The sequence below is a fragment of the Paraburkholderia sp. BCC1885 genome (genome assembly GCF_900996235.1).
In the GTDB taxonomy this organism is placed as follows: domain Bacteria; phylum Pseudomonadota; class Gammaproteobacteria; order Burkholderiales; family Burkholderiaceae; genus Paraburkholderia.
In genome coordinates this window covers 161,088-186,205 of sequence record NZ_CAAJGM010000285.1, presented here as the reverse complement: position 1 = coordinate 186,205, position 25,118 = coordinate 161,088, and the positions used below count along the sequence as shown (strand labels likewise).

The 25,118-nt window shown below is 63.3% G+C and carries 22 protein-coding genes and 1 pseudogene; 10 read left to right on the top strand and 13 right to left on the bottom strand.

Annotation, left to right across the window (positions count from 1 at the left end; all coding sequences use genetic code 11):
* Window positions 1-2: 2 nt before the first annotated feature.
* A complete protein-coding gene (locus tag FQ755_RS36835) occupies window positions 3-491 on the top strand; it encodes a GNAT family acetyltransferase (RefSeq protein WP_144163102.1) in 489 nt (162 codons plus the stop codon).
* A 119-nt stretch (window positions 492-610) separates the two neighbouring features.
* On the opposite strand, the gene FQ755_RS36830 is transcribed toward FQ755_RS36835, so the two are convergent.
* The 7 genes from FQ755_RS36830 to FQ755_RS36800 all read right to left on the bottom strand — a co-directional run bounded on the left by FQ755_RS36830 (window position 611) and on the right by FQ755_RS36800 (window position 7,259).
* Window positions 611-1,327, bottom strand: coding sequence for an ABC transporter ATP-binding protein (locus FQ755_RS36830; protein ID WP_144163100.1), 717 nt, complete (start codon window positions 1,325-1,327; stop codon window positions 611-613).
* Window positions 1,327-2,103, bottom strand: a complete 777-nt coding sequence (locus tag FQ755_RS36825; protein ID WP_144163098.1) for an ABC transporter ATP-binding protein — start codon at window positions 2,101-2,103, stop codon at window positions 1,327-1,329. Before FQ755_RS36825 ends, FQ755_RS36830 begins: the two co-directional genes overlap by 1 nt.
* A 79-nt stretch (window positions 2,104-2,182) precedes the next feature.
* Window positions 2,183-3,352, bottom strand: coding sequence for an ABC transporter permease subunit (locus FQ755_RS36820; protein WP_144163096.1), 1,170 nt, complete (start codon window positions 3,350-3,352; stop codon window positions 2,183-2,185).
* 24 nt (window positions 3,353-3,376) lie between these two features.
* Window positions 3,377-4,327 (bottom strand): branched-chain amino acid ABC transporter permease, encoded by a 951-nt coding sequence (locus tag FQ755_RS36815; RefSeq protein ID WP_144163094.1) that lies wholly within the window; start codon window positions 4,325-4,327, stop codon window positions 3,377-3,379.
* A 226-nt stretch (window positions 4,328-4,553) separates the two neighbouring features.
* A complete protein-coding gene (locus FQ755_RS36810; protein WP_144163093.1) occupies window positions 4,554-5,303 on the bottom strand; it encodes a hypothetical protein in 750 nt (249 codons plus the stop codon).
* Between the two features lie 538 nt (window positions 5,304-5,841).
* The gene (ispH, locus tag FQ755_RS36805) at window positions 5,842-6,801 is read right to left on the bottom strand and encodes a 4-hydroxy-3-methylbut-2-enyl diphosphate reductase (RefSeq protein WP_144163091.1); all 960 of its coding nucleotides are present in this window, start codon (window positions 6,799-6,801) and stop codon (window positions 5,842-5,844) included.
* Between the two features lie 2 nt (window positions 6,802-6,803).
* Window positions 6,804-7,259 carry a peptidylprolyl isomerase gene (locus tag FQ755_RS36800; protein ID WP_144163089.1) on the bottom strand — a complete coding sequence of 152 codons (456 nt, stop codon included), beginning with the start codon at window positions 7,257-7,259 and terminating at the stop codon, window positions 6,804-6,806.
* 418 nt (window positions 7,260-7,677) lie between these two features.
* Between FQ755_RS36800 and radC the strand changes: the two genes are divergently transcribed.
* From radC to nadB, 4 genes are all read left to right on the top strand, one after another.
* A complete protein-coding gene (gene radC / locus FQ755_RS36795; RefSeq protein WP_409937810.1) occupies window positions 7,678-8,412 on the top strand; it encodes a RadC family protein in 735 nt (244 codons plus the stop codon).
* A 277-nt stretch (window positions 8,413-8,689) separates the two neighbouring features.
* Window positions 8,690-8,923: a 50S ribosomal protein L28 gene (rpmB, locus tag FQ755_RS36790; protein WP_007180631.1), complete on the top strand. Its 234-nt coding sequence runs from the start codon at window positions 8,690-8,692 to the stop codon at window positions 8,921-8,923.
* Between the two features lie 10 nt (window positions 8,924-8,933).
* Window positions 8,934-9,101 carry a 50S ribosomal protein L33 gene (rpmG, locus tag FQ755_RS36785; protein WP_074263557.1) on the top strand — a complete coding sequence of 56 codons (168 nt, stop codon included), beginning with the start codon at window positions 8,934-8,936 and terminating at the stop codon, window positions 9,099-9,101.
* Window positions 9,102-9,315: 214 nt separating this feature from the next.
* The gene (gene nadB / locus FQ755_RS36780; protein WP_144163088.1) at window positions 9,316-10,914 is read left to right on the top strand and encodes an L-aspartate oxidase; all 1,599 of its coding nucleotides are present in this window, start codon (window positions 9,316-9,318) and stop codon (window positions 10,912-10,914) included.
* Between the two features lie 178 nt (window positions 10,915-11,092).
* Here the strand turns inward: nadB and nadC are convergent, their stop codons facing one another.
* From nadC to purN, 6 genes and pseudogenes are all read right to left on the bottom strand, one after another.
* Complete coding sequence (gene nadC / locus FQ755_RS36775) at window positions 11,093-12,004, bottom strand: carboxylating nicotinate-nucleotide diphosphorylase (protein WP_144163086.1); 912 nt, start codon at window positions 12,002-12,004, stop codon at window positions 11,093-11,095.
* Window positions 12,004-13,143, bottom strand: coding sequence for a quinolinate synthase NadA (nadA, locus tag FQ755_RS36770; RefSeq protein ID WP_144163084.1), 1,140 nt, complete (start codon window positions 13,141-13,143; stop codon window positions 12,004-12,006). Before nadA ends, nadC begins: the two co-directional genes overlap by 1 nt.
* 168 nt (window positions 13,144-13,311) lie before the next feature.
* Entirely contained in the window at window positions 13,312-14,508 is a 1,197-nt protein-coding gene (locus FQ755_RS36765) for an acyl-CoA desaturase (RefSeq protein ID WP_144163082.1), read from the bottom strand.
* Window positions 14,509-14,747: 239 nt separating this feature from the next.
* A pseudogene (locus FQ755_RS36760) lies at window positions 14,748-16,144 on the bottom strand (mechanosensitive ion channel family protein).
* Between the two features lie 82 nt (window positions 16,145-16,226).
* Entirely contained in the window at window positions 16,227-17,486 is a 1,260-nt protein-coding gene (locus FQ755_RS36755) for an RsmB/NOP family class I SAM-dependent RNA methyltransferase (protein WP_144163080.1), read from the bottom strand.
* Entirely contained in the window at window positions 17,483-18,148 is a 666-nt protein-coding gene (gene purN / locus FQ755_RS36750; RefSeq protein WP_144163078.1) for a phosphoribosylglycinamide formyltransferase, read from the bottom strand. Before purN ends, FQ755_RS36755 begins: the two co-directional genes overlap by 4 nt.
* Before the next feature lie 110 nt (window positions 18,149-18,258).
* Here purN and FQ755_RS36745 point away from each other — a divergent pair, with 110 nt between their 5' ends.
* The 5 genes from FQ755_RS36745 (at window position 18,259) to FQ755_RS36725 (ending at window position 25,104) form a co-directional block, all read left to right on the top strand.
* The gene (locus FQ755_RS36745) at window positions 18,259-19,254 is read left to right on the top strand and encodes a bifunctional riboflavin kinase/FAD synthetase (protein ID WP_144163076.1); all 996 of its coding nucleotides are present in this window, start codon (window positions 18,259-18,261) and stop codon (window positions 19,252-19,254) included.
* Between the two features lie 175 nt (window positions 19,255-19,429).
* Window positions 19,430-22,267, top strand: a complete 2,838-nt coding sequence (gene ileS, locus FQ755_RS36740) for an isoleucine--tRNA ligase (protein ID WP_144163074.1) — start codon at window positions 19,430-19,432, stop codon at window positions 22,265-22,267.
* Window positions 22,267-22,770 carry a signal peptidase II gene (gene lspA / locus FQ755_RS36735; protein ID WP_144163072.1) on the top strand — a complete coding sequence of 168 codons (504 nt, stop codon included), beginning with the start codon at window positions 22,267-22,269 and terminating at the stop codon, window positions 22,768-22,770. Before ileS ends, lspA begins: the two co-directional genes overlap by 1 nt.
* Before the next feature lie 34 nt (window positions 22,771-22,804).
* Window positions 22,805-24,019, top strand: a complete 1,215-nt coding sequence (gene coaBC / locus FQ755_RS36730; protein WP_144163070.1) for a bifunctional phosphopantothenoylcysteine decarboxylase/phosphopantothenate--cysteine ligase CoaBC — start codon at window positions 22,805-22,807, stop codon at window positions 24,017-24,019.
* A gap of 83 nt (window positions 24,020-24,102) precedes the next feature.
* Complete coding sequence (locus FQ755_RS36725; protein ID WP_144163068.1) at window positions 24,103-25,104, top strand: LLM class flavin-dependent oxidoreductase; 1,002 nt, start codon at window positions 24,103-24,105, stop codon at window positions 25,102-25,104.
* Window positions 25,105-25,118 lie beyond the last annotated feature (14 nt).

Genomic DNA, 25,118 nt, shown 5'->3' with positions numbered 1-25,118 from the left:
TCATGACGTCGACGACCACGCCGCTTGCGATCCGCTGCTTCGATGCCGGCGATACGGATGCCGTGGTCGCATTGTGGCAAGAGGCGTTTCCCGAGTATCGGGACACCACCCGGCCGCAGCGCAACCCGCATCTGTCGATCGCCAACAAGATGACGACGCAGCCGGAGCTGTTCTTTGTCGCCGAACTCGACGGACGTCTGGTCGGCACGGTGATGGCCGGCTACGACGGTCATCGCGGCTGGATGTATTCGCTGGCGGTGGACGCGGCGCAGCGACGCCACGGCATCGGCACACGGCTGGTCGCGCACGCGGAGGCGGCGCTGACCGCGCGTGGCTGTCCGAAGGTGAATCTGCAGGTGCTCTGCGCGAAGGACGACATCCGCGGGTTTTATGAAGCGCTGGGCTATCGGGCGGATGCTGTGATCAGCATGGGCAAACGGCTGGGTCAATACGCCGACGCGGCGCCAGCCGCAAGCGGCGCTCCCGCATAAAACGGTCACCGCCAGTCACCGCCCGAAATGACAAAGGCCGCATGCTGAAACAACGCATGCGGCCTTTTTCCTTGCGCAGACGAGAGCGGCGTTTCGCGCCGCCCATCGCCCGTTAGACGTTACTCGCCGAGGTAAGCAGCGCGCACCTTCGGATCGTCGAGCATCTGCTTCGCGTCGCCGGACATCGTCACCAGCCCCGAGTCCATCACGTAGCCGCGATTCGCCGCCTGCAGCGCGAGACGCGCGTTCTGCTCGACCAGCAGCACGGTCATGCCTTCGGAGGAGATCGCGCGCACCACTTCGAAGATCTTCTCGACCATGATCGGCGAGAGGCCCATCGACGGCTCGTCGAGCAACAGCAGCTTGGGCTTGCTGATGATGGCGCGCGCCATGGCCAGCATCTGCTGCTCGCCGCCCGACAACGTGCCCGCGTACTGCGTGGCGCGTTCCTTCAGACGCGGGAAGAAGCCGAACATGCGATCGACGTCGGCCTTGATGGCGTCCGTGTCGTTGCGCAGATACGCGCCCATCTGCATGTTTTCGATGATCGACATGCGCGAGAAAATGCCGCGCCCTTCCGGCACCATCGCCAGACCGCGCTTGAGCAACTCATGTGCGGGCAGGCCCTTGATCGACTCGCCCATGTACTCGATGTCGCCCGCGCCGTATGCCTTCAGCCCGGTGATCGCCTTCATGGTAGTGGTCTTGCCTGCGCCGTTCGCGCCGATCAGCGTGACCAGTTCGCCCTGCGCCACTTCCAGGTCGATCCCCTTGACTGCCTGAATGCCGCCGTAATTGACCTGCAGGCCCTTGATTTTCAACATTGCCGTAGCCATCAGTGGACCCCCGCACCCAGATAAGCCTCAATCACCTTCGGGTCTTTCTGCACATCTTGCGGCAGACCCTGGGCAATCACCTTGCCGTAATCGAGCACTGTCATGTTGTTGCACAGGCCCATCACCAGCTTCACGTCGTGCTCGATCAGCAGGATGGTCTTGCCGTCCCCGCGGATCTTGTCGAGCAGCTTGGTCAATTCGACCTTTTCCGTCGCGTTCATGCCGGCCGCCGGTTCGTCCAGTGCGAGCAGCTTCGGATCGGTTGCCAGCGCGCGGGCAATCTCCAGACGGCGCTGGTGGCCATACGACAGGTTGCGCGAGGTGTAGTCCGCGTATTGCAGCACGCCGACGTACTCCAGCAGTTCGAGCGCGCGTTCCTTGATCTCGCGCTCTTCCTTGCGCTCCGACGGCGTCTGGAACACGGCGCCAATCAGGCCGTGCTTCGTGCGCACGTGACGGCCCACCATCACGTTTTCCAGCGCGGTCATGCCGCCGAACAGACGGATGTTCTGGAAGGTCCGCGCAATGCCGGCCTTCGCGACCTGGTAGACGGCGGTCGGCGTGTAGTTCTCGCCGTCCAGCTTGAAGTCGCCGGAGTCCGGCGTGTATAGCCCCGTGATCACGTTGAAGAACGTGGTCTTGCCGGCGCCGTTCGGGCCGATCAGGCCGTAGATTTCGCCGGCCTTGATTTCCAGGCCGACGTCCGACAAAGCCTGCAAGCCGCCGAAGCGCTTGTTCACGCCTTTGACGGACAGGCGGATGTTGTTATCGCTCATTGAATTTTCTCCTGTCGACGGGAGTTAGCGCTTTAGCGCTTACGCCCGTCCCATGCAGGGCCGTGGCCCTGCGCAGTCCTTAGGCACGCACCGGCTTCTTGCTGTTGCGCTTGGCGATTTTCGCAATCTTGTCCTCGTGCTTCGGAGCCGGCCACAGGCCTTCCGAGCGGTACAGCATGATGAGAACCATTGCGAGACCGTACAGCAACTGACGGATCACTTCGGTATCCACAATTTCATGGCCGAAGATGGCGTTTTGCAGCGGGCCCATGGTCGAACGCAGGAATTCCGGGAATACGGCGAGCAGAATCGCACCGAGAATCACGCCCGGGATATGGCCCATGCCGCCCAGCACCACGCAGGCCAGCACCACGACCGATTCCCAGAAGGTGAACGATTCCGGCGACACGAAGCCCTGGAAGCCGCCGAACATCGCGCCCGACAGGCCGCCGAACGACGCGCCCATCGCAAACGCCAGCAGCTTCACGTTGCGGGTGTTGATGCCCATCGCCTTGGCGGCGATTTCGTCTTCACGGATGGCGGCCCATGCGCGGCCGATCCGCGAGTGCTGCAGACGCGTACATACCCAGATCACCAGCAGCGAGCAGAGCACGAACAGGTAGTAATACATGTACACCGTCGTGAACTGGAAGCCGAGGAAGGTGTGCGTCTGCGCGAGGCTGAAGCCGCCCACCTGCACCGGATCGATCCCCGTGATCCCCTGCGGGCCGTTGGTGATGTTCACCGGACGGTCGAGGTTGTTCATGAAGATCCGCACGATTTCCCCGAAGCCCAATGTCACGATGGCGAGGTAGTCGCCCCGCAGACGCAGCGTCGGCGCGCCGAGCAGCACGCCGAACATGGCGGCGAGCGCCATGGCGATCGGCACGATGATCCAGAACGGCGTATGCAGGCCATGCGGGAACATGGCGCCGATCCACGCGAATTGCGTGGACAGGTGCGGCGACGACAGCAGCGCCGTGGTGTAGGCGCCGATCGCGTAGAAGGCGATGTAGCCCAAATCCAGCAGGCCGGCAAAACCGACCACCACGTTAAGGCCGAGCGCCAGCATCACGTAGAGCATGGCGAAGTCGAGCACCCGCACCCAGTAATTGCCGCCGGCCGCGCCGATGATCATGGGGGCCGTGATGACCAGGATTGCGGTGATGATGCCGACCGTCAGGGTCTTGGTCTTGTTCTTCTCGGGGATGAGCGTCGTGGACGGCTCGATCGGTTGAATTGAGGTCATGTTTTTACTCCTTATGGCCCGAGATCAGGCGCGATCCGCGACACGTTCGCCGAGCAGGCCCGACGGACGGAACACCAGCACGACGATCAGCACGATGAAAGCGAACACGTCCTGATAATTACTGCCGAACACGCCGCCCGTGAGGTTGCCGATGTAGCCCGCGCCGAGCTGCTCGATCAGACCGAGCACCACGCCGCCGACCATCGCACCGCCGAGATTGCCGATGCCGCCCAGCACGGCCGCGGTAAAGGCCTTCAGACCAGGGATGAAGCCCATGTAGAAGTGAGCGTTGCCGTATTCCGAGGCGATCATCACGCCGGCCAGCGCGGCAAGCGCCGAGCCGATCATGAAAGTGGCCGAGATCACGAAGTTCGGGTTCACGCCCATCAGGCTCGCCACGTTCGGATTTTCGGCGATCGCGCGCATCGCACGGCCGAGCTTCGTCTTGTGCACGAGCAGCAGCAGGCCGCCCATCACGAGGAACGCCACCACGATGATCGTGATTTCAGTCACCGAAATCACGGCGCCCGGATTGTTGGGTCCGGCCTTGATCACGTTGAGCGGATCGGTGGGCAGCAGTTGCGGGAACGGCAGCGGATTGCGCGACCAGATCATCATCGCGAGCGTCTGCAGCAGGATCGACACGCCGATGGCGGTGATCAGCGGCGCGAGACGCGGCGCCCGGCGCAACGGCCGGTAGGCCACGCGCTCGATCGTGTAGCCGACCACCGAGCAGACAGCCGCCGCGATGATCAACGCGATGATGAGCGTCGGCACGTGGCCGAGCCCCGGAAAGTGGTTCTGAAGCACGCCTATGGCGGAGAGCGCAACCATCGCGCCCACCATCAAGACATCGCCGTGAGCGAAGTTGATGATGCCCAAGATGCCGTAAACCATCGTATAGCCCAGTGCGATGATGGCGTAAACGCTGCCAAGCACCAGTCCGTTGAGGATCTGCTGGATGAAGATATCCATTTAAAGCTCCTTAGCCCGTGCGACTGGATTCGCGTCCTGCATCGACTGGTGGGCAGTCATGCGGGCCGGAATCGCAACGGCACTGCGGGTACTGATGTAAAAGACCGGTAAGGGTTATCCGCTACCTACTCGGCGTGCGACCGGAAAGTCGCCGCGTCGTCGGAACCGGATGCAAAAACGACACCATTGGGTGGGCCAGCGGTGCCGCCAGGCTGTACTCCCGTCATCACATCTCTACGGCGTCGAGGACCGCGGCTTCGCTGTCCCTGAAGTCGTAAAGCGTAATGGCGCCTTCTTTCAAATCACCCTTGTAGTCGATTGCGAGGCCGCCGGTTACCCCGTAACCGGTGGACGGCGTCGCAGCCAGCACCTTGGGCGCGTCGAATGAATTGGCGCGCTTCATTGCAGCGACGATCACGCACAAGGCCTCGTGCGCGAACGGCGCGTCAATCTGCACCAGCGTGTGGGAACGGTCTTCGGCCTGCGGCTTGAAGTCCATTCCCGGGTTCTCATCCGAAAGCGCGACTTGCGCCTTCGCACAGACCGGGTTGCGCATGGCGAATCCCGCCAGCTTCCCCACCTTGTCGGTACACACGCCGTCGCCGCCAAGGATTTTTGCCCTGATACCGGACGCAGCCGCCTGTTGTGCAGGCCGCCCGTCCGTCGTGTCCGTCCCGCCGGATCGGCTTACGCCCGGCTGGACACTCTTGATCGTGGTGAGGATGGTCCGGACGCCCGAGACCTCGTGGCGCCGGCCGCGGCTCGCCTGCCCTTCGGTGGTGATGTCCGCAGCCGTCAATCGCGCCCCGTTTTCGTTGTAGTTGCCTGAATCGGCAATCCTTCCCATTAATGGGGCCGCATGACCGGCGGCGACGTTTGCGTCGTGATTCGCCTCGTCATCGCGCTTCTTGCTGCCCGCGGTCAGCATCTCAACCGTGGCCTTGACGGACGCGGCGTAAGCAAACTTGACTCGCATTAAGTAGGTCTCCAGCGCCTTGCCAAATTCATTGCTCCAGACCCAGAGGCCTTGAGAACGCGCGCATTGTAACTCCAATTATGCGATGGGCAATATTGTTGAAACGGCAGGGTTTTCCTGCATTGCAACCGCATTTTGCGAGCAATAACCCGCTAAAGGCGCAACCCGGTTGCGACATTTTTTCGTGCATCAGTTGCACCACCGTAGACCCCAGCAGCATCAAGTGTTGCGGCGATCCCGGCTCGCCCCTGATTTCATCGCGCCGCACAATAGGTATTACGTTTCTATATGCCCCCGCTCACTCGCACAATTTTAGTGCATCAAAAATAACCGAGGACGAATATCGGTGAATTAAATGGGGATCGATCGATGGGTGGACGATAAAATAAAATCGTCTGCGGGCAAAAAATTTGTGTCGCCGAGGCGGAAAAGGAGCCTGTTTTTTGATCTGGTACTTATTAACGGGACTCACGGCCAGACAGCGGACACAAAAAAGCGCGCCGAGGCGCGCTTTTCTTACAGAGACACCAGCGAAGTGTCAGGCCGGTAGACCCAAACCGCGCGGCAGCGGGAATGCGATATTTTCCTCGATCCCTTCGAGCGCGCGCACATTGCGCACACCCAGCTCACGCAGACGGGCGATGACGGCCTGCGCCAGCACTTCCGGCGCCGAAGCGCCGGCGGTCACGCCGATGCGGCGCTTGCCGACGATCCACGCCGGATCGATCTGGTCGGGCGAGTCCACCATATAGGAGGGGATCCCGCGCTTCTCGGCGACTTCGCGCAGGCGGTTCGAGTTCGAGCTATTGGGGCTGCCCACCACGATCACCACATCGCATTGCGGCGCCATAAACTTGACCGCGTCCTGACGATTCTGCGTGGCGTAGCAGATGTCCTGCTTCTTCGGCTCCTTGATGGCCGGAAACTTGGCCTTGAGCGCGGCGATGATCTCGGCGGCGTCGTCCACCGACAGCGTGGTTTGCGTGACAAAGGCGATGCGGTCGGGATCGGCGAGCTGCAGCGCCTGCACGTCCTCGATATCTTCGACCAGATACATGCCCTCGGCCGCCTGCCCCATCGTCCCTTCTACCTCGGGGTGGCCCTTGTGGCCGATCATCACGATGTCGAAGCCTTCCTGGCGCATCTTTGCCACTTCGATATGCACCTTGGTGACGAGCGGACAGGTGGCGTCATAGACGCGCAAACCACGCGACTCGGCTTCCGCCCGCACGTCTTTCGACACGCCGTGCGCGCTGAAAATGACGGTGTTGCCGGCCGGCACTTCCTCGAGCTGCTCGATGAAAATGGCGCCCTTCTTGCGCAGATCCTCGACGACATACGCGTTGTGAACGATTTCGTGGCGCACGTAGATAGGTGAACCGTGCAGCTTGATCGCGCGTTCGACGATTTCGATGGCCCGATCGACACCCGCGCAAAAACCGCGCGGTTGCGCCAGCAGGATCTCGGCTTCAGTCAGAGTCGTATCCGTGGTGCTCATGTTTACAGAATCCCGATGATTTTCACTTCGAACGCCAGCGCCTGGCCGGCGAGCGGGTGATTGAAATCGAACAGGGCGGACGTTTCGCCGACTTCCTTCAACACGCCCGCGTAGCGTCCGCCGCCAGGTGCATTGAATTCGACGAGATCGCCCGGCGAAAAATCCTCACCGATCATGCTGTTTTCACGCAGCGTGGCAAGCGAGACGCGCTGCAGCAATTCCGGATTGCGCGGGCCGAAGGCTTCGCCCGATGCTAGCTGAAAGGTCGAATGGTGCCCGACCTTCAAACCCAGCAAAATATCTTCCAGCGGCGGCGCCAGTTGGCCGGCGCCCAGCAGGAGCGTGGCCGGCTTTTCGGTGAAGGTGTTGATGACTTCGGCGCCATCGGCAAGCGAAAGCCGGTAATGGAGCGTGACGTGCGAACCGGGTTTCACTTCAGAGATGTCGATGATGCTCATGCAGTAACTCGTTCAGTCGGGACGCGCTGCACGCGTGCGCCGAAGGCGCAGCCTGTGCGGGTGGCAAACCGTCGGGGTGCCGTGCGCAAAGGTTCTATTGTAAGCCACATATGCAGCGACGGTTTGGACGCGTCATCTGCGCGGCCGCCGCAGGCGAGGACTCTCTCGCCTCTAACTGGAGAACCATCAGATGGACTATTACGCCTGCGTGGATACAACAGCCGATCCTATGGACGACAGCGGCGGGCTGACGCTTGCCGGGCGCGCAACCCCGAAGGCGGGCAGGCGCGGCCGGAGCGCACTCAAAGCCGCGAGCGCGGATGCGGGTGCAAGCTCAGAAACCGTGGAAACGAAAGCGCCCGCGCGGCAAGCACGCCGGGCGAGCGCTCTTCTCACGCCGTCCAGACGCCAGACGGAACTGCTGGCGGCTATCGCGCCGGAATGGACCGCAGCGGAATTGAACCCGCCGCGGCGCGCCAGACGCAGGCGCCCGCACGGCAAGCGCGACATGCCGCGCGAACGCCTGCTCGATTTTGGCCCCGCCACGCTCGCCGACGCCGAACTGGTTGCCTTAGTGCTCGGCTCGGGATTGCGGGGACACAACGTGTTCGGCATCGCCCACTCGCTGTTAAAGCGCTTCGGCTCGCTGCGCGCGATGCTCGACGCCACCCCGTCGGATTTTGACGGACTGCCTGGCGTCGGGCCGGCCAAGACCGCCCAGTTGCTCGCCATCCTCGAACTGGCGCGGCGCTCGCTCGTCGAGAAAATGCGCGAGAAACCGTTGATTGATTCGCCCGAAGCCGTCGAAGACTATTTGCGTCTGCTAATCGGCTCGCGGCCGCACGAGGTCTTCGTGTGCCTGTTCCTGGACGCGCGCCACCGTCTGATCAGCACCGAAGAAAGCTCGCGCGGCTCGCTGACGCGCATGGCGGTGTATCCGCGCGAAATCGTGCGCCGCGCCCTCTCCGCGAATGCCGCGAGCATGATCGTGGCGCATAATCACCCCTCCGGCGCAGTCAAACCCAGCGCCAGCGACCGGCGTCTGACTCAGGTGCTGCGCGACACGCTCGCGCTGATCGACGTCCATCTGGTCGATCATCTGGTGATCGGCGCGCACGAGACGTTCTCGTTTGCCCGCGCCGGCTGGGCGTGAATTGGAGGCCGACTTGCACGCATTTGGGCGCAGCGAAACCCGTCTCGATACGACTGCGCCCAAGCTTCGTCCCGTGGTTGCCCTGCGGGCGGCATCGCAAATAAGGTTTGATTTATCGGCTTTTTTTCTGCTAGAATTCCGGTTTGCCTGTTTCCAACCCTGTTCCGAAGCCATCAAAGGCCTTCCGGCGGATAAGCGACTGAGTCATCATCGCGGCCCTTCCGGATAACTTTCGCGGCGTCCGAACTCAGAATTAGCGTATTAGGAGTGCTCTCATATGGCACGCGTATGCCAAGTAACTGGGAAAGCGCCGATGAGCGGCAACAACGTTTCCCACGCGAACAACAAAACCAAGCGCCGGTTCCTGCCGAACCTGCAAAACCGCCGTATTTGGGTGGAAAGCGAAAACCGTTGGGTGCGTCTGCGCGTTTCGAACGCCGGCCTGCGTCTGATCGACAAGAACGGTATCGACGCTGTGCTCGCAGATCTGCGCGCACGCGGTGAAGCCTAAGGAGTAAATGATGGCAAAAGGCGCACGCGACAAGATCAAGCTGGAATCGACCGCAGGCACGGGTCACTTCTACACCACGACGAAAAACAAGCGCAACATGCCGGAAAAGATGGAGATCAGCAAGTTTGATCCCGTCGTTCGCAAGCATGTGCCGTACAAGGAAACCAAGATCAAATAAGGTCTTGCTTCCTGTTTGTTGACGAAGACGAAAGCCCCGCATCCGTGCGGGGCTTTTTGTTTTTGGCGCGCGTTTTCTTCTTCCTGCACCCCCGCTCGCACCGTTGGCCATTCGGCCAGCTTTCCCTCGCGCCGTGCGGCGCGTATCCTCTCTCGTTTGGCGGTGAGCGGTGACGCGGGCCGCAACGGCTGATCAAGTGACGGAGACGCAGTAAATGAATTTTGATGTGGCAATTGTCGGAAGTGGCCTGGCCGGCTTGAGTGTTGCACTGAATCTGGCAGAGACACGGCGGGTGGCGGTCATCGCCAAGGTTTCCATGACGGAAGGCGCGAGCGACTGGGCGCAAGGGGGCATTGCCGCCGTGCTGGATTCCGCGGACAGCATCGAGAACCATGTCAGCGACACGCTGATCGCGGGCGGCGGTCTGTGCGACGAAGCGGCCACGCGGTTTATCGTCGAGCACGGGCGCGAAGCTATCGAATGGCTGATTGCGCAAGGCGTGCCGTTCACCCGGGACGACGCCGCCGAACTCGGCTTTCACCTCACGCGCGAAGGCGGACATAGCCATCGGCGGATCATTCACGCAGCGGACGCCACCGGCCACGCGGTGGTCGCCACGTTGAGCGAGCGCGTGCGCCGTCATCCGAATATCACGCTGCTCGAAAATCACTATGCAATCGACCTGATCACGTCGGACCGTCTGGGGCTGCCCGGACGCCGCTGTCACGGGCTGTACGCGCTCGATCTGGAGAGTGGCCGCACGGTCACCATCGAAGCGCCGCACACGGTGCTCGCGACCGGCGGCGCCGGCAAGGTGTATCTCTACACCACCAACCCGGACACCGCGACGGGCGACGGCATCGCCATGGCCTGGCGCGCCGGCTGCCGCGTCTCGAACATGGAATTCATCCAGTTCCATCCAACCTGCCTGTTCCATCCCTACGCCAAATCCTTCCTGATCTCGGAAGCGGTGCGCGGCGAAGGCGGCATCCTGAGGCTGCCGGACGGCACGCGCTTCATGCCACAACACGACGAACGCGCCGAACTGGCGCCGCGCGACATCGTTGCGCGGGCGATCGACTTCGAGATCAAGAAGCGTGGCATCGACTGCGTGTATCTGGATATCAGTCACCAGCCGGCTGCGTTCCTGCAGGAACACTTTCCGACGATTCTGGCGCGCTGCCAGGAATTCGGCATCGACATCACCAAAGAGCCTATTCCGGTCGTGCCGGCTGCGCACTACACCTGCGGCGGCGTCGTCACGGATCTGGCGGGCCGCACCGACCTGTCGGGCCTGTATGCCGTCGGCGAGACCTCCTGCACCGGATTGCATGGCGCTAATCGCCTCGCCAGCAACTCGCTGCTGGAGTGCCTGGTAATAGGCCGTTCCGCCGCAGCCGCCATCGAAGCGGAAGGTTTCAGCCCCGCGGCCCACGCGCCGCTACCGGACTGGGACGAGAGCCGCGTGTCCGATCCGGACGAGGAAGTGGTGGTGGCCCACAACTGGGACGAACTGCGCCGCCTGATGTGGAATTACGTCGGCATCGTGCGCACGGACAAGCGGCTGGCGCGCGCGAGGCATCGCATTGCGCTGCTGCGCGAAGAAATCCTCGAGTACTACTCGCACTTCAAGGTGAGCCGCGATCTGCTCGAATTGCGCAATCTGGTCGACGTCGCGTCGTTGATCGTAGATAGCGCCCGCTCCAGGCGCGAGAGCCGCGGCCTGCACTTCAGCCGCGACTGGCCGGCCGCGCTGCCGAAGGCTTTGCCGACGGTGTTGTCGCCGGAAAATGTGCGGAATCGCAACGTTTGAGGCGTGTGGTGCGGTTTGGATGAACGCGGTTTTCTCTCCGTACTGCCGGAATCCTCGGCAACCCGCGTGAAAAGCAACAAGGCCATCGCCCGTCTCAGGTGCGATGGCCTTTGTCTGCCGCAATGGCATCGATGCGTGGAATGCCGCATGTGCCGCATTCCTTGCCCCACGCAAAAAATCAAACAATCCGCATCGAGTAATCCGTGGCGCGCACGTCCTTCGTCAATGCGCCAATCGAAATGCGATCGACGCCGGTTTCCGCAATCGTCCGCACCGTTTCGAAGTTCACACCACCCGACACTTCCAGCACCGCGCGCCCCGCCGTGAGACGCACGGCGTCGCGCATGGCGTCGAACGAGAAGTTATCGAGCAGAATAGATTGAGCGCCGTGCGTCAAGGCCGTTTCGAGTTGCGCCAGCGTCTCAACCTCGATCTGGATCGACACGCCCGCATTCAAGGCAAGCGCGGCATCCATCGCCGCGCCCACGCCGCCCGCCGCCGCGATATGGTTTTCCTTGATGAGGATGCCGTCATAAAGCGCGAGCCGCTGATTGGCCCCGCCGCCCACCCGCACCGCGTACTTCTGCGCGAGCCGCAGCCCCGGCAGCGTCTTGCGCGTATCGAGAATGCGCGCCTGAGTATGGCTGATGGCATCGACGTAACGCCGCGTCACGCTCGCCACGCCTGACAGCATCTGCAGGAAATTCAGCGCGTTGCGCTCGGCTGTGAGCAGCGCGCGAGCCGGACCGCGCAGCTCGCAAACCGGCGTGTCAGCCGACATGCGATCGCCTTCGCGATAGCACCACTTGACCTCGATGCGCGCATCGACGCGGCGCATCACCTCGTTGAACCACGGCACGCCGCACAGCACCGCGTCTTCACGCACGATGATGCGCGCATCGCGCAATTCATCGGCAGGTACGAGGCGGCCGGTTTGATCGCCGGCGCCCACGTCTTCCGCGAGCGCGTCGGCAACGTTACGCGCGAGCGCCGCGTCGAACGCCGCGCCGTACTGCGCGCGCACTTCTGCAAACAACGGCGACACCGCATCGACCGCGTGCCGCACGTGATTCTGTTCAACCGCTGCCATTACGCCGCCCCCACGTTCGAAAACAAAGTCGTGTCTTTTGCGAGATCGCCGCTCGCTTGTACACGTTTTTTGTGGCGCGCCGCGAAGTCGAGCATGCGGTCGATCGGCAGCTTCGCCCGTTCGCCCACCGCGCGATCCACGAAGATTTCGTTGTGACCGCGCTCCAGCACGTCGGCGAGATTCGCCAGACCGTTCATGGCCATCCAAGGACAATGCGCGCAACTCTTGCAGGTTGCGCTGTTGCCGGCCGTCGGCGCTTCGATGAAGGTTTTGCCGGGCGCGGCGAGACGCATTTTGTACAGAATGCCGAGGTCTGTTGCGACGATGAAGTGCTTCGCGTCGAGCCGTTGCGCGGCGTCGATCAGTTGCGTCGTCGAACCGACGACGTCAGCCAGCGCCACAACGCTCGCCGGCGACTCGGGGTGTACGAGCACCTTGGCGTCCGGATATTGCTCGCGCAAGAGGTCGAGTTCGATGCCCTTGAATTCGTCGTGCACGAGACACGAGCCTTGCCACAGCAGCATATCCGCGCCGGTCTTTTTCTGGATGTAGCTGCCGAGGTGACGATCCGGCGCCCAGATGATTTTTTCGCCGCGCGCGTGCAGGTCAGCGACGATCTCAAGGCCGATCGACGACGTCACCATCCAGTCCGCCCGTGCCTTCACGGCCGCGCTCGTGTTCGCGTAGACCACCACCGTGCGATCGGGGTGCGCATCGCAGAATGCCGAGAATTCGTCGGCCGGGCAGCCCAGATCGAGCGAGCAGGTTGCATCGAGATCCGGCATCAGGACACGCTTGCCGGGACTGAGAATCTTCGAAGTCTCGCCCATGAAGCGCACGCCGGCCACGACCAGCGTCTGCGCTTCGTGATCGCGGCCGAAACGCGCCATCTCCAGCGAGTCCGCCACGCAGCCGCCGGTTTCGTCGGCCAGTTCCTGCAGTTCCGCATCGACGTAGTAATGCGCGACGAGCACCGCTTTCTCACGCTCGAGCAATGCGCGAATACGCGCCTTGAGCGCGACCTTCTCTTCTGCCGACGGCACGTCCGGCACCTTCGCCCACGCCTGGCCGATGCCGCACGTCAAACCTTGCGGCTGCGGCCGGTCGTATTCGACGCTCCTGATCGCCTGCTGATTCATGATCCCCTCTGCCCTGCTGATGCGCCGCTTAGCGCCGTGCGTGCGTCGTATCCGTAGCGTCCGACGTTTTATGCGGCCTAAAAAAGCAAAACCCCGCCAATGCGGGGTTTTGGACGTGCTGAAATTTTAATGGATTTCGCGCGTTGTGGCCTTGCTCAGTGCAGTGACTCAGGCATAGCGACGCAGGCGCGTCGCAAACTCCTGCAACGCCTTGATGCCGCTCTGTTCAGCGCGATGGCACCAATCCTGCAATTGCACGAGCAATTGTTCACGCGAAGCATTCGAACGTTCCCACATGGCCGCAAGTTCGTTGCGCAACTCGATATAAGTGCGCAGCTTCTGGCTGTTGGCGAAAATCTGCGGCAACTGACGCTTCTGCGGCTCGTCGAGGCCGGCTTCTTCCTTATGGAACCAGCTGCGTGCACCACGCATCACCTGATACTTCTCGCGCGCACCCACTTCCTTCAGATGCGCCAGTTCCTGACGATAGGCGCGCTTGAGCGCCTTGCCGTAACGGGCCATCACTTCATAGCGATTGGCCAGCACGGCTTGCAAGGTGTCCTGGTCGAGCACGAGCTTGCCGGTCGTCAGACGCGGCGTAGGCGCAATCTTCTTGACCTTGGCCAGACGGAACGCCGACATGATGCGGATGTACATCCAGCCGATATCGAACTCGTACCACTTGTTCGACAGCTTGGCCGACGTCGCATACGTGTGGTGATTGTTATGCAGTTCTTCGCCGCCGATCAGGATGCCCCACGGGAAAATGTTGGTGCTCGCATCCGCCGAATTGAAGTTGCGATAGCCCCAGAAGTGCGCGAGACCATTCACGACGCCAGCCGCCCAGAACGGAATCCAGATCATCTGCACGGCCCACACCGTCAGGCCGACAAGGCCGAACAGCGCGACGTTCAGCACCATCATCAGGCTCACGCCAAGAATCGGGTACTTCGTGTAGACGTTGCGTTCCATCCAGTCGTTCGGCGTGCCGTGACTGAACTTGCGCATGGTTTCTTCGTTCTTCGCTTCCGAGCGGTAGAGTTCGGCGCCTTCCAGCAGCACCTTCCAGATACCGCGCGTTTGCGGGCTGTGCGGATCTTCTTCGGTCTCGCACTTGGCGTGGTGCTTACGGTGAATCGCGGCCCACTGACCGGTCAGCATGCCGGTGGTCATCCACAGCCAGAAGCGGAAAAAATGACTGACGGCAGGATGCAGTTCGAGGGCACGGTGCGCCTGGTGGCGGTGCAGATACACCGTCACGCCGATGATCGTGATGTGCGTCACCACGAGCGTGTACACCACGAGTTGCCACCACGAGAAGCGCAACAAACCGTGGGCAAGGAAATCAAGCAAGGAATTCAACAAGGCAGTTTACCTGTGGAACGAGAGTGACAGGACACCAAAAGACAACACGTAACGAACAACCAGAAGACTAACCAAAAACGCGGTGTCAAGAAAGTGAAAGCATACGGACAGATTGGACGTTATTCTACGCGAACCGTTCCAAGTGTTTGTAACAATTGGGGATTTTTTGTAGCGCATCAACCTGGGACAAACACGCTGACAGGCTTTTTTTACTGCATGTGGAAAGCGCCGCAGCCGCGTCAGGCGGCGCTGCCGGGCTCGTTGACGGCGTCGCCGGTCAGATTTACCGGACGCGACAGTATGTCGCCCGCGCCGACAATTCGCACCTCGCGTTGCGCGTAGGGCATCGCAATGCCGTGTTCGCCGAACAGGCGCCAGATATTGCGATTGATCGTCGAGCGCACGCCGGAGGTCCCCGTCGCCGCGTCCTCGATCCAGAAACCCAGTTCCAGGTTGATGCCGTCGGGTCCAAAACCGATCAGATAAGGCGTCGGCGCCGGCTCCTGCAGCACCCGCTCCACGCCTTGCGCCGCCGTGGCGAGCAACGCCATCGCCTGATCGACGTCCGATGCATAGGCCACCTGCACCGCGATCTTCGCGTAGCCGCGCGTCAGATAGGACGACTGGTTCTGTACGACATCGGTGATCAGCTTTTCGTTCGGAATCAGCGTTTCGATGCCGTCGAGGCCGCGCACGACCGTGTAGCGCGTGCGGATCTGCGTGACCATGCCCTGCAGGCCGCCGGTGTTGATGGTGTCGCCGATCCGCAACGAACGGTCGATCAGGATAATGAAGCCCGACACATAGTTGCTGGCGATCTTCTGCAGCCCGAAGCCGAGCCCGACACATAGTTGCTGGCGATCTTCTGCAGCCCGAAGCCGAGCCCGACACCCAGCGCGCCGCCAAACACGCCCAGCACCGTGATATCGATGCCCACCAGCGACAGGCTGATTAGCACCGCCGCCAGCATGAACAGCGCGCGCCCGACCCGCGCGACCACCACTTTCAGGTTGGCGTCGAGCGTGCGCGAGCGCACAAGACGCTCCTCGAACGCCGAGCCGAGCCACATGGCCACCACCATCGTCACGCAGACCCACAGCAGGCCGGTGGAGAGCGACAGCAGCGTCATATGCGCGTTGGCGACGCGGAAGTGGACGCTCGCCATCCAGTCGAGCACGTCGTCCTGAATGCCCATCACCGTGAGCACCATGCCGATCCAGACGATCAGCGAGACGATTTTCTCGCCGAGGAAAAGCCACGTATGCGCCTCGCCATGGCTCGCGAACACGCGGCGGGCGAGGAAAAACAGCACATAGATCAGGCCGATGCCGAGCAGCGGCACCAGCGCGAGTTCGAGCAGCGCCGTGTGCATGAACGGCCCGGCCACCGCCTGCGCGATCCACACCAGCAAGGCGCCGATCAGCGGAAAGAACGCGCGGTTAAGGCTCTCCGCGCCGAAACGCAGCGCCTGATAGCGCGTCTGGCGGCGCAGATCGAGCCTGCGCCGCAGCAGCCAGGCGAGCAGCCACGCCAGCGCCAGCGTGCCGAGCAGCACGCCGACCTGCCAGAGCATCACGGGCTGGCCGAAGTCGTGGGCGACGTCGCCGAACAGGTGCGAGAAGATCCGGTTGTGCATGGTCTCGTTGAGGCGCCTGGCGAGGCGCGGCTGCCGTTACAGCACGGCAGCCGCGCTTCGCCTGCGGCGCCCGGGCGCGTCTTTAAGCCTTGCGCTCCAGCACGGCGGCGAAGAAGCCGTCGGTGGCATGACGGTGCGGCCATAGCGACAGATAGTCGCCCATTTCAATTTCGACCCGCTGCTCGGCCAGCACGTCGCGCGCCGGCACCAGCGCAAAGCCCGGATGATTGGCGAGGAACTGCTCGACGATGCGCTCGTTTTCGGCTTCCAGGATGCTGCAAGTCGCGTAGACGAGGCGCCCGCCCACCTTCACGAGACGCGCGGCGCTCGTCAGGATGGACAACTGCTTGGGCGCGAGTTCGGCCACCGATTCCGGCGACTGGCGCCACTTCAGGTCCGGATTGCGCCGCAGCGTGCCAAGGCCGCTGCACGGCGCGTCCACCAGCACGCGGTCGATCTTGCCCGCCAGACGCTTGATCTTGGCGTCGTGCTCGCTGTCGATCAGCACCGGATTGACGTTCGACAGCCCGCTGCGCGCGAGGCGCGGCTTGAGCTTGGCGAGGCGCCGCTCGGAGATGTCGAAGGCGTACAGACGGCCGGTAGAACGCATCATCGCGCCCAGCGCCAGGGTCTTGCCGCCGGCACCGGCGCAGAAGTCGACGATCATCTCGCCGCGCTTCGGTGCGACCAGCGAGCACAGCAACTGGCTGCCCTCGTCCTGCACTTCGACCCAGCCGTTCTGGAACGCGTCGAGCTTGGTGAGCGGCGGCTTGCCGACCACCCGCACGCCGAACGGCGCGAACGGCGTGGCGCCGGCCTCGATGCCGGCCTTCGACAGCGCGTCGAGCACCTCGTCGCGGCTCGCCTTGATCGGGTTGGCGCGCAGGTCCAGCGGCGCCGGGTAATTCAGCGCGGCGGCGAGCTGCGCCAGTTCGTCGGCCTCGAAGCGCTTGGCCAGCGCCTGATAGATCCAGTCCGGCAGATTCATGCGAATCCGCAGCGGCAGGCTCTCCGGGTCGATCTTGGCGACGTGTTCGAGCCAGTTCGACTCGGTGTCGGAGAGAAACGGCTTCAAGGCCGAGCGCCCGGCCGTCTGCATCAGGCCCAGCAAGGCCATGCGGCGCGCCGGGCTGCCGGTGCCGCTTTCGGCCAGGTGGGCGAACTCCATCCGGCGCCGCAGCACCGCAAACACGGCCTCGGCGATCACGCCGCGCTCGCCGTGCCCGAGCTTCGGGTGAGCGCGGAAAAAACGGCTGGTGGCGGCGTCGGCGGGGCCGGCCAGCTTCAGCACGTCCGCCAGCAGCGTTTCGGTTTGTCCAATCAGAAATCCATGCAGTCTCATACGCCCTCTCCGGCGATCCTGTTGCTATTGATGTCGGCAAAGAGCCATTGCGGCTCCGGCGGCGTGAGCGTGACGCGCAGTCCGTCGAGCGCGAGGCGCCCTTCCACGAACCAGCGCACCGCGCGGGGGTAAATCATGTGTTCGGTCTCGAGGACGCGCGCGGCCAGCGCCACGGCGTCGTCGCCCTGCAGCACCGGCACGGCCGACTGGATCACGATCGGTCCGTGATCGAGTTGCGAGGTGACAAAATGGATCGACGCGCCGTGCAGACGCACGCCGGCGTCGAGCGCCTGCTGGTGCGTCTTCAGGCCCGCAAAGCTCGGCAGCAGCGACGGATGCACGTTCAGCATGCGGCCAGCGTAGCGGTCCACGAAACCAGCCGTCAGCACCCGCATGAAGCCGGCGAGCACCACCAGATCGGGCGCGAAAGCGTCGATTTCGCGTGCCAGCGCCGCGTCGAAACTCTCGCGATCGGGAAACTGGCGGTGGTCGACCACCGCCGTGGCAATACCATGCGACGCGGCAAACTCGAGGCCGGCAGCGTCTGGACGGCTGGCAATCACGGCGGCGACCTGCGCCGGCCAGCCTTCGCGCGAACAGGCGCGAACGATGGCTTCCATGTTGCTGCCCCGCCCGGAAATCAGGATGACAAGTTTTTTCATCCGCGGATTTTATCATTCGGGGGACGCCGGAACGGCGCGGCGCCGCCGTGGCGTGCTTTGAGCGTTTATAATCGTTTGTTTTGCAACTTAAAGTCGCCCCACACGCCATTGTGAGAGTCTTCCGCGGTCTTCCCAATGCCGAGAGCCGAGCGCCCTGCGCCCTGACCATCGGCAATTTCGACGGTGTCCACCGCGGCCATCAGGCTTTGCTCGCCCATGTGCGGGCCGCAGCCGACGCCCGCGGCCTGCCCGTCTGCGTGATGACCTTCGAGCCGCACCCGCGTGAATTCTTCAATCCGGCGGGCGCGCCGCCGCGCATCGCGATGCTGCGCGACAAGCTGGAAGCCTTGCGCACCAATGGCGTCGACCGGGTCGTGGTCGAGCATTTCAACCACACGTTTGCCAGCCAGTCGCCGGATGCGTTCGTGAAACGGATCATCGTCAACGGCCTGCACGCGCGCTGGGTGATGATCGGCGACGACTTCCGCTACGGCTCGAAGCGGGCGGGCGACTTCGACTCGCTCAAGGCGGCGGGCCTGCAACACGGCTTCGAAGTGGAACAGATGGCGACCGTCGCGGATCCGTCCGGCGCGCGCATCTCCAGTTCCGGCGTGCGTGCGGCGCTGGTGGCGGGCGATCTGGACTCGGCGCGCGCCGCTCTGGGCCGCGACTACCTGATCAGCGGCCACGTCGTGCACGGCATGAAGCTTGGCCGCGACCTCGGCTTTCCCACGCTGAACCTGGCGATCGCCCACAAGCGCCCGGCGCTGGCGGGGATTTTCGTGGTCCGCGTGCACGGCATCGAGGCGCAGCCGGTGCCAGGTGTCGCGAGCCTCGGCTTGCGCCCCACCGTCGACGATTCCGGCCGCGTGCTGCTCGAAGTGCATCTGCTCGACTGGCACGGCGACGCCTATGGCAAACTCGTGCGCGTCGAATTTCTGAAGAAGCTGCGCGACGAGGAGAAGTATGTCGACCTCGAAACGCTGACCGCCGCCATTGCGCGCGACGTCGCCAATGCGCGCGCGTGGTTCGCGGCTGTCGGCAACGGCACGCCGGGCAGCCGTTCCACCGGTTTCGCCACGTCAGCCACCGACCGAATTAGATAGCCGCCGCGGTACGTGCCGGCGCGCTTGGCATCAGGCGCCGCAAGTACCCGTCGCCGCGCGCATCGAAGGGCGTCCGTGCCACACGCGACATGCCTGCCGGGCGCGCCCAACGCCCGCGCATCGTGCGCAAACTGCGCCCTTACCGCGCACCGAAAGAATTCACCGCGACCACATCATGAGCAACAAGAAAGCCGATTCGAAACCGCAGTCCCGCTACCCGGTCAACCTGCTCGACACGCCGTTCCCGATGCGTGGCGACCTGCCCAAACGCGAGCCGCAATGGGTCAAGGAATGGCAGGAACGCAAGATCTACGAAAAGATCCGCGCCGCCAGCAAGGGCCGCAAGAAGTTCATCCTGCACGATGGCCCGCCGTATGCGAACGGCGACATCCACCTCGGCCACGCGGTGAACAAGATCCTCAAGGACATGATCGTCAAGGCGCGCAATCTGGCGGGCTTCGACGCGGTCTACGTGCCGGGGTGGGATTGCCACGGCATGCCGATCGAAATCCAGATCGAAAAGCAGTTCGGCAAATCGCTGCCCGCCGCCGAAGTGATGCAGAAGGCGCGCGCCTACGCGAGCGAACAGATCGAAAAGCAAAAGCTCGGCTTCCGGCGTCTGGGCGTGCTCGGCGACTGGGACAATCCGTACAAGACCATGAACTTCGCCAACGAAGCCGGCGAGATCCGCGCGCTCGCGAAGATCATGGAGAAAGGTTATGTGTTCCGCGGCCTGAAGCCGGTGAACTGGTGTTTCGACTGCGGCTCGGCGCTGGCCGAGGCGGAAGTCGAATACGCGGACAAGGTCGATCCGACCATCGACGTGCTGTTTGCCTTCGCCGAGCCAGAAAAGACCGCCCAGGCGTTCGGCCTCGCCGCCTTGCCGCGCGGCGAAGGCGGCGTGGTGATCTGGACCACCACGCCGTGGACCATTCCCGCCAACCAGGCGCTCAACGTCCATCCGGAAATCGTCTACGCGCTGGTGGATACGCCGCGCGGCTTGCTGATCCTCGCGGAAGAACGCGTTGAAGCGTGCCTGAAGCAATACGGTCTGGAAGGCAATGTGGTCGCCACCACCACGGGCGCGAAGCTCGCCAATCTGCGCTTCCATCACCCGCTCGCCTCCGCGCATCCCAGCTACAAGCGCACGGCGCCGGTGTATCTCGGCGACTATGTGACGACGGAAACGGGAACCGGCATCGTCCACTCGTCGCCCGCCTATGGCGTGGAAGACTTCGTGTCGTGCAAGGCGCACGGCATGGCCGATTCCGACATCATCAGCCCGGTCATGGGCGATGGCCGCTATATCGAATCGCTCGCGCTGTTCGGTGGCCTCTCGATCTGGGCGGCCAATCCGAAGGTCATCGAAGCGCTGGAGTCCGCCGGCACGCTGCTGCGTACCCAAAAGTTCGAGCACAGCTACATGCACTGCTGGCGCCACAAGACGCCGATCATCTACCGCGCCACGTCGCAGTGGTTCGCCGGCATGGACGTGAAGCCGAACGATAGCGACAGGACACTGCGCGAGACCGCACTGGAAGGCATCGAAAACACAGCGTTCTATCCGTCGTGGGGCAAGCAGCGCCTGTTCAGCATGATCGCCAACCGCCCCGACTGGACGCTGTCGCGCCAACGCCAATGGGGCGTGCCGATGGCGTTCTTCGTGCACAAGGAAACCGGCGAGCTGCATCCGCGCACGCTGGAGCTGCTCGAAGAAGTCGCGCAACGCGTCGAAAAGGCCGGCATCGAAGCGTGGCAATCGCTCGATCCGCGCGAGCTGATCGGCGACGACGCCAACCTGTACGAGAAGAACCGCGACACGCTCGACGTGTGGTTCGATTCGGGCACTACGCATTGGCACGTGCTGCGCGGCTCGCACAAGGACGAACTGCAATTCCCGGCTGATCTGTATCTGGAAGGCTCGGACCAGCATCGCGGCTGGTTCCATTCGTCGCTGCTGACGGCGTCGATGCTCGATGGCCGGCCGCCGTATAACGCGCTGCTGACACACGGCTTCACCGTCGACGGCGAAGGCCGCAAGATGAGCAAGTCGCTCGGCAACGGCGTCGATCCGCATGAAGTGTCGAACCGTCTGGGCGCGGAAATCATCCGCCTGTGGATCGCCTCGACCGATTATTCGGGCGAGCTCGCCATCTCCGAGGAAATCCTCAAGCGCGTGACGGAAGGCTATCGCCGTATCCGCAACACGCTGCGCTTCCTGCTTGCCAACCTGTCGGACTTCGACTTCGAGAAGAACGCGCGTCCGGTGGAAGACTGGCTGGAAATCGACCGTTACGCGGTGGCGCTGTCGGCCAATCTGCAGACGGACATCCTCGCGCACTACGACCGGTACGAGTTCCACCCGGTCGTCGCCAAGCTGCAGACGTTCTGCTCGGAAGACCTCGGCGGCTTCTACCTCGACGTGCTGAAGGACCGTCTGTACACCATGGCGCCGGATTCAGTCGCCCGTCGCGCCGCACAGACGGCGCTGTATCACATCGCGCACGGACTGCTGCGCATCATGGCGCCGTTCCTGTCGTTCACCGCGGAAGAAGCGTGGAAGATCTTCCAGCCGAATAGCGAGACCATCTTCACGGAGACCTATCACGCGTATCCGGAAGTGGCGGATGCAGCGGCTTTGCTCGACAAATGGACGCTGTTGCGCGCGGTGCGCAGCGACGTGACAAAGGCGCTGGAAGAAGCGCGCGTTGCCAACCTGATCGGCTCATCGCTGCAGGCGGAAGTCGAAATCCGCGCGAGCGGTGCGCGCCACGATGCGCTGGCGAGCCTCGGCGCCGACCTGAAGTTCGTGCTGATCACCTCGGCGGCGACGGTCGTGAAGGTGGAAAGCGAAGCGGACGAAAGTGTCGACGTGGTGGCGTCGAAATATCTCAAATGCGAACGCTGCTGGCACTACCGCGCAGACGTCGGCGAGAACGCCGAGCATCCGACGCTGTGCGGCCGGTGCTTCAGCAATCTGTTCGGAAGCGGCGAAACGAGGAGCGCGGCATAATGGCAAGAACCCTGTCGAAACCGGCCAGCGGCGGTTCGCTGGCACCGTGGCTTGGCGTGGCGCTCATCGTCATCCTGTTCGATCAGCTCTCGAAAATCGCCGTGCAGAAAGTGTTTGCATACGGTGTGCCGCACGCGGTGGCGCCGTTTTTCAACCTCATTCTGGTGTACAACCGCGGCGCCGCTTTCAGCTTCCTCGCCATGGCGGGCGGCTGGCAGCGTTGGGCGTTCACGGCGCTGGGCATCGTCGCGGCGCTGGTGATCTGCTACCTGCTCAAGCGTCACGGCTCGCAGAAGATGTTCTGCGCGGCTCTCGCGCTGATTCTGGGCGGCGCGCTCGGTAACGTGATCGACCGGCTGGCTTATGGCCACGTGATCGACTTCCTCGATTTCCACGTGGGCACCTGGCACTGGCCGGCGTTCAACCTCGCCGACAGCGCGATCACGATCGGTGCGATCCTGCTCGTGCTCGACGAATTGCGGCGCGTGCGCGGCTCGCGCTAACGCTGTTGCTTTTGCTCTGTCACGGAGGCTTTCGTTGGCAACCGCAGAACTCGCAGGAAAACATCTCGTCCTCGGCATGAGCGGCGGCATTGCCTGCTACAAGATCGCCGAACTCACGCGCCTGCTCACCAAGGCGGGCGCCACCGTGCAGGTCGTCATGACCGAAGCGGCGACGCAGTTCATCACGCCCGTCACCATGCAGGCGTTATCGGGCCGTCCGGTCTACAGCAGCCAGTGGGACGGACGCGTGCCGAACAACATGGCGCATATCGATCTGTCGCGTGAAGCGGACGCCATCGTGATCGCGCCGGCTTCCACCGATTTCCTCGCCAAACTCGCGCACGGCATGGCCGATGACCTGCTCTCCACGCTATGCGTGGCGCGCGATTGCCCGCTGCTGGTCGTGCCGGCCATGAACCGCCAGATGTGGCAGAACCCGGCCACGCAACGCAACGTTGCACAACTGCGCGCGGACGGCATCGAGGTGCTCGGCCCGGATTCCGGCCCGCAGGCCTGTGGCGAGGTCGGCGACGGCCGTATGCTGGAAGCCGCCGCCACCTACGAAGCGATCGCCTCCTTCTTTCAGCCGAAGATTCTCGCCGGCCGCCGCGTGCTGTTGACCGCCGGCCCGACCTTCGAGCCGCTGGATCCGGTGCGCGGCATCACCAACCGTTCGAGCGGCAAGATGGGCTTTGCGCTGGCGCGTGCGGCGCAGCAGGCTGGCGCGGACGTGCATCTGATTGCTGGACCGGTCGCCCTGGAAACGCCGTGGGGCGTGATCCGCGAGGACGTGCAGACCGCGCAGCAGATGTACGACGCCGTGATGCGCGCGGTGCCCGACTACGACATCTTCATCGGCGTCGCGGCGGTGGCCGACTGGCGCGTCGATCAGGTGAGCGAACACAAGATCAAGAAGACCGCCGGGCGCATCGTGCCCGCATTCAACTTCGTCGAAAATCCGGACATCCTCGCCTCGGTGGCGAAGCTGCCGCATGCGCCCTTTTGCGTCGGCTTTGCAGCGGAGAGCGGTGATCTGGACGTGCACGGCGAACAAAAGCGCGTGCGCAAGAACGTGCCGCTGCTGATCGGCAATCTGGGCCCGCTGACTTTCGGCCTCGACGATAACGAAGTGGTCCTGTTCGAAGCCGGCGGCGCGACGAAGCTGCCGCGCGCGGGCAAGCAGGCGCTCGCCGGCACGTTGATTGCCGAAATCGCCCGGCGCCTGCCCGATACAAGCCTGATCCGGTAGGCAATCAACCATCCGGCAAAGCGATTCCGGCAAGTGCGTGGTCCCTTCGCCGGAACCGTGAGTCACCTTGGAGCCGTACTGTCATGACGCTACTTTCCGTGCTCGATCAAACGCCCGTGATCGACGGGCACTCGGTGGCGGACGCGATCGCCGCCACCATCCAACTCGCGCAACTCGCCGACGATCTCGGCTACACGCGCTACTGGTGCGCCGAGCACCATGGGCTGCGCGGTGTCTCGAATCCCTGCCCCGAAGTGATGCTGGCGCGCCTTGGCAGCGTGACGAAGCGCATCCGGCTCGGCTCCGGCGGCGTCATGCTGCCGTACTACAGCCCATTCAAAGTGGCCGAGCAGTTCATGATGCTCGAAGCGCTGTTTCCGAATCGCATCGACCTCGGCGTCGGTCGCGCGCCGGGCGGCGACATGCGCACCGCCCAGGCCGTCGCCGCCGGCGACTACAACCGCGGCGACATCTTCCCGCAGCAGGTCGCCGATCTGGTCGGGCTCTTCAACGGCACGCTGCCGGCGGATCATGTTGCGCAAGGCGTGCTGTTGCAGCCGCAGGTCGAAACCCGTCCGCAACTGTGGATGCTCGGCTCAAGCGAATTCGGCGGCCTGCTCGCGGCGCAGCTTGGCATCCGCTTCGCCTTCGCGCATTTCATCAACGCGCATTTCGGTCATCAGGTGGCCGAGGCGTATCGCGAGCGCTTCACCGCCGGCAACGAAGCGCAACCTTATCTGGCCGCCGCCGTGTTTGTGATCTGCGCGGACACCGAGCAGGAAGCCGCCGATCTGGAAAAGGCAGTCGACCTGCGCCGCGTGCAAATGGCCTACGGTCTCAACGCGCCGATTCCGAACATCGAACAAGGTCTCGCCCAGGAATACGGCGAGCGCGAAAGGCTGGTGATCGACCGCGAGAAGCCGCGCAGCGTCATCGGCACGCCGGAGCAGGTCACCGCACGCATGCTCGATCTGCAGGAGCGGTTCCAGGCCGACGAGCTGATCGTACTGACCGTGGCGGGAAGCTACCGCGCGCGGCTGCGCTCCTATGAACTCCTGGCCGACGCGTTCCAGCTTGGCCGCTAACGCAAACTTTTTGC

Bases quoted from the DNA above. Each gene is read 5' to 3' on its own strand.
- FQ755_RS36810 (WP_144163093.1), bottom strand. From the start codon at position 5,303: ATGCGAGTCAAGTTTGCTTACGCCGCGTCCGTCAAGGCCACGGTTGAG.
- FQ755_RS36835 (WP_144163102.1), top strand. From the start codon at position 3: ATGACGTCGACGACCACGCCGCTTGCGATCCGCTGCTTCGATGCCGGC.
- nadB (WP_144163088.1), top strand. From the start codon at position 9,316: ATGAATTTTGATGTGGCAATTGTCGGAAGTGGCCTGGCCGGCTTGAGT.
- FQ755_RS36830 (WP_144163100.1), bottom strand. From the start codon at position 1,327: ATGGCTACGGCAATGTTGAAAATCAAGGGCCTGCAGGTCAATTACGGC.
- FQ755_RS36815 (WP_144163094.1), bottom strand. From the start codon at position 4,327: ATGGATATCTTCATCCAGCAGATCCTCAACGGACTGGTGCTTGGCAGC.
- FQ755_RS36820 (WP_144163096.1), bottom strand. From the start codon at position 3,352: ATGACCTCAATTCAACCGATCGAGCCGTCCACGACGCTCATCCCCGAG.
- FQ755_RS36725 (WP_144163068.1), top strand. From the start codon at position 24,103: ATGACGCTACTTTCCGTGCTCGATCAAACGCCCGTGATCGACGGGCAC.
- lspA (WP_144163072.1), top strand. From the start codon at position 22,267: ATGGCAAGAACCCTGTCGAAACCGGCCAGCGGCGGTTCGCTGGCACCG.
- ispH (WP_144163091.1), bottom strand. From the start codon at position 6,801: ATGAGCACCACGGATACGACTCTGACTGAAGCCGAGATCCTGCTGGCG.
- FQ755_RS36825 (WP_144163098.1), bottom strand. From the start codon at position 2,103: ATGAGCGATAACAACATCCGCCTGTCCGTCAAAGGCGTGAACAAGCGC.
- nadA (WP_144163084.1), bottom strand. From the start codon at position 13,143: ATGAATCAGCAGGCGATCAGGAGCGTCGAATACGACCGGCCGCAGCCG.
- ileS (WP_144163074.1), top strand. From the start codon at position 19,430: ATGAGCAACAAGAAAGCCGATTCGAAACCGCAGTCCCGCTACCCGGTC.
- purN (WP_144163078.1), bottom strand. From the start codon at position 18,148: ATGAAAAAACTTGTCATCCTGATTTCCGGGCGGGGCAGCAACATGGAA.
- rpmG (WP_074263557.1), top strand. From the start codon at position 8,934: ATGGCAAAAGGCGCACGCGACAAGATCAAGCTGGAATCGACCGCAGGC.
- FQ755_RS36800 (WP_144163089.1), bottom strand. From the start codon at position 7,259: ATGAGCATCATCGACATCTCTGAAGTGAAACCCGGTTCGCACGTCACG.
- nadC (WP_144163086.1), bottom strand. From the start codon at position 12,004: ATGGCAGCGGTTGAACAGAATCACGTGCGGCACGCGGTCGATGCGGTG.
- FQ755_RS36755 (WP_144163080.1), bottom strand. From the start codon at position 17,486: ATGAGACTGCATGGATTTCTGATTGGACAAACCGAAACGCTGCTGGCG.
- rpmB (WP_007180631.1), top strand. From the start codon at position 8,690: ATGGCACGCGTATGCCAAGTAACTGGGAAAGCGCCGATGAGCGGCAAC.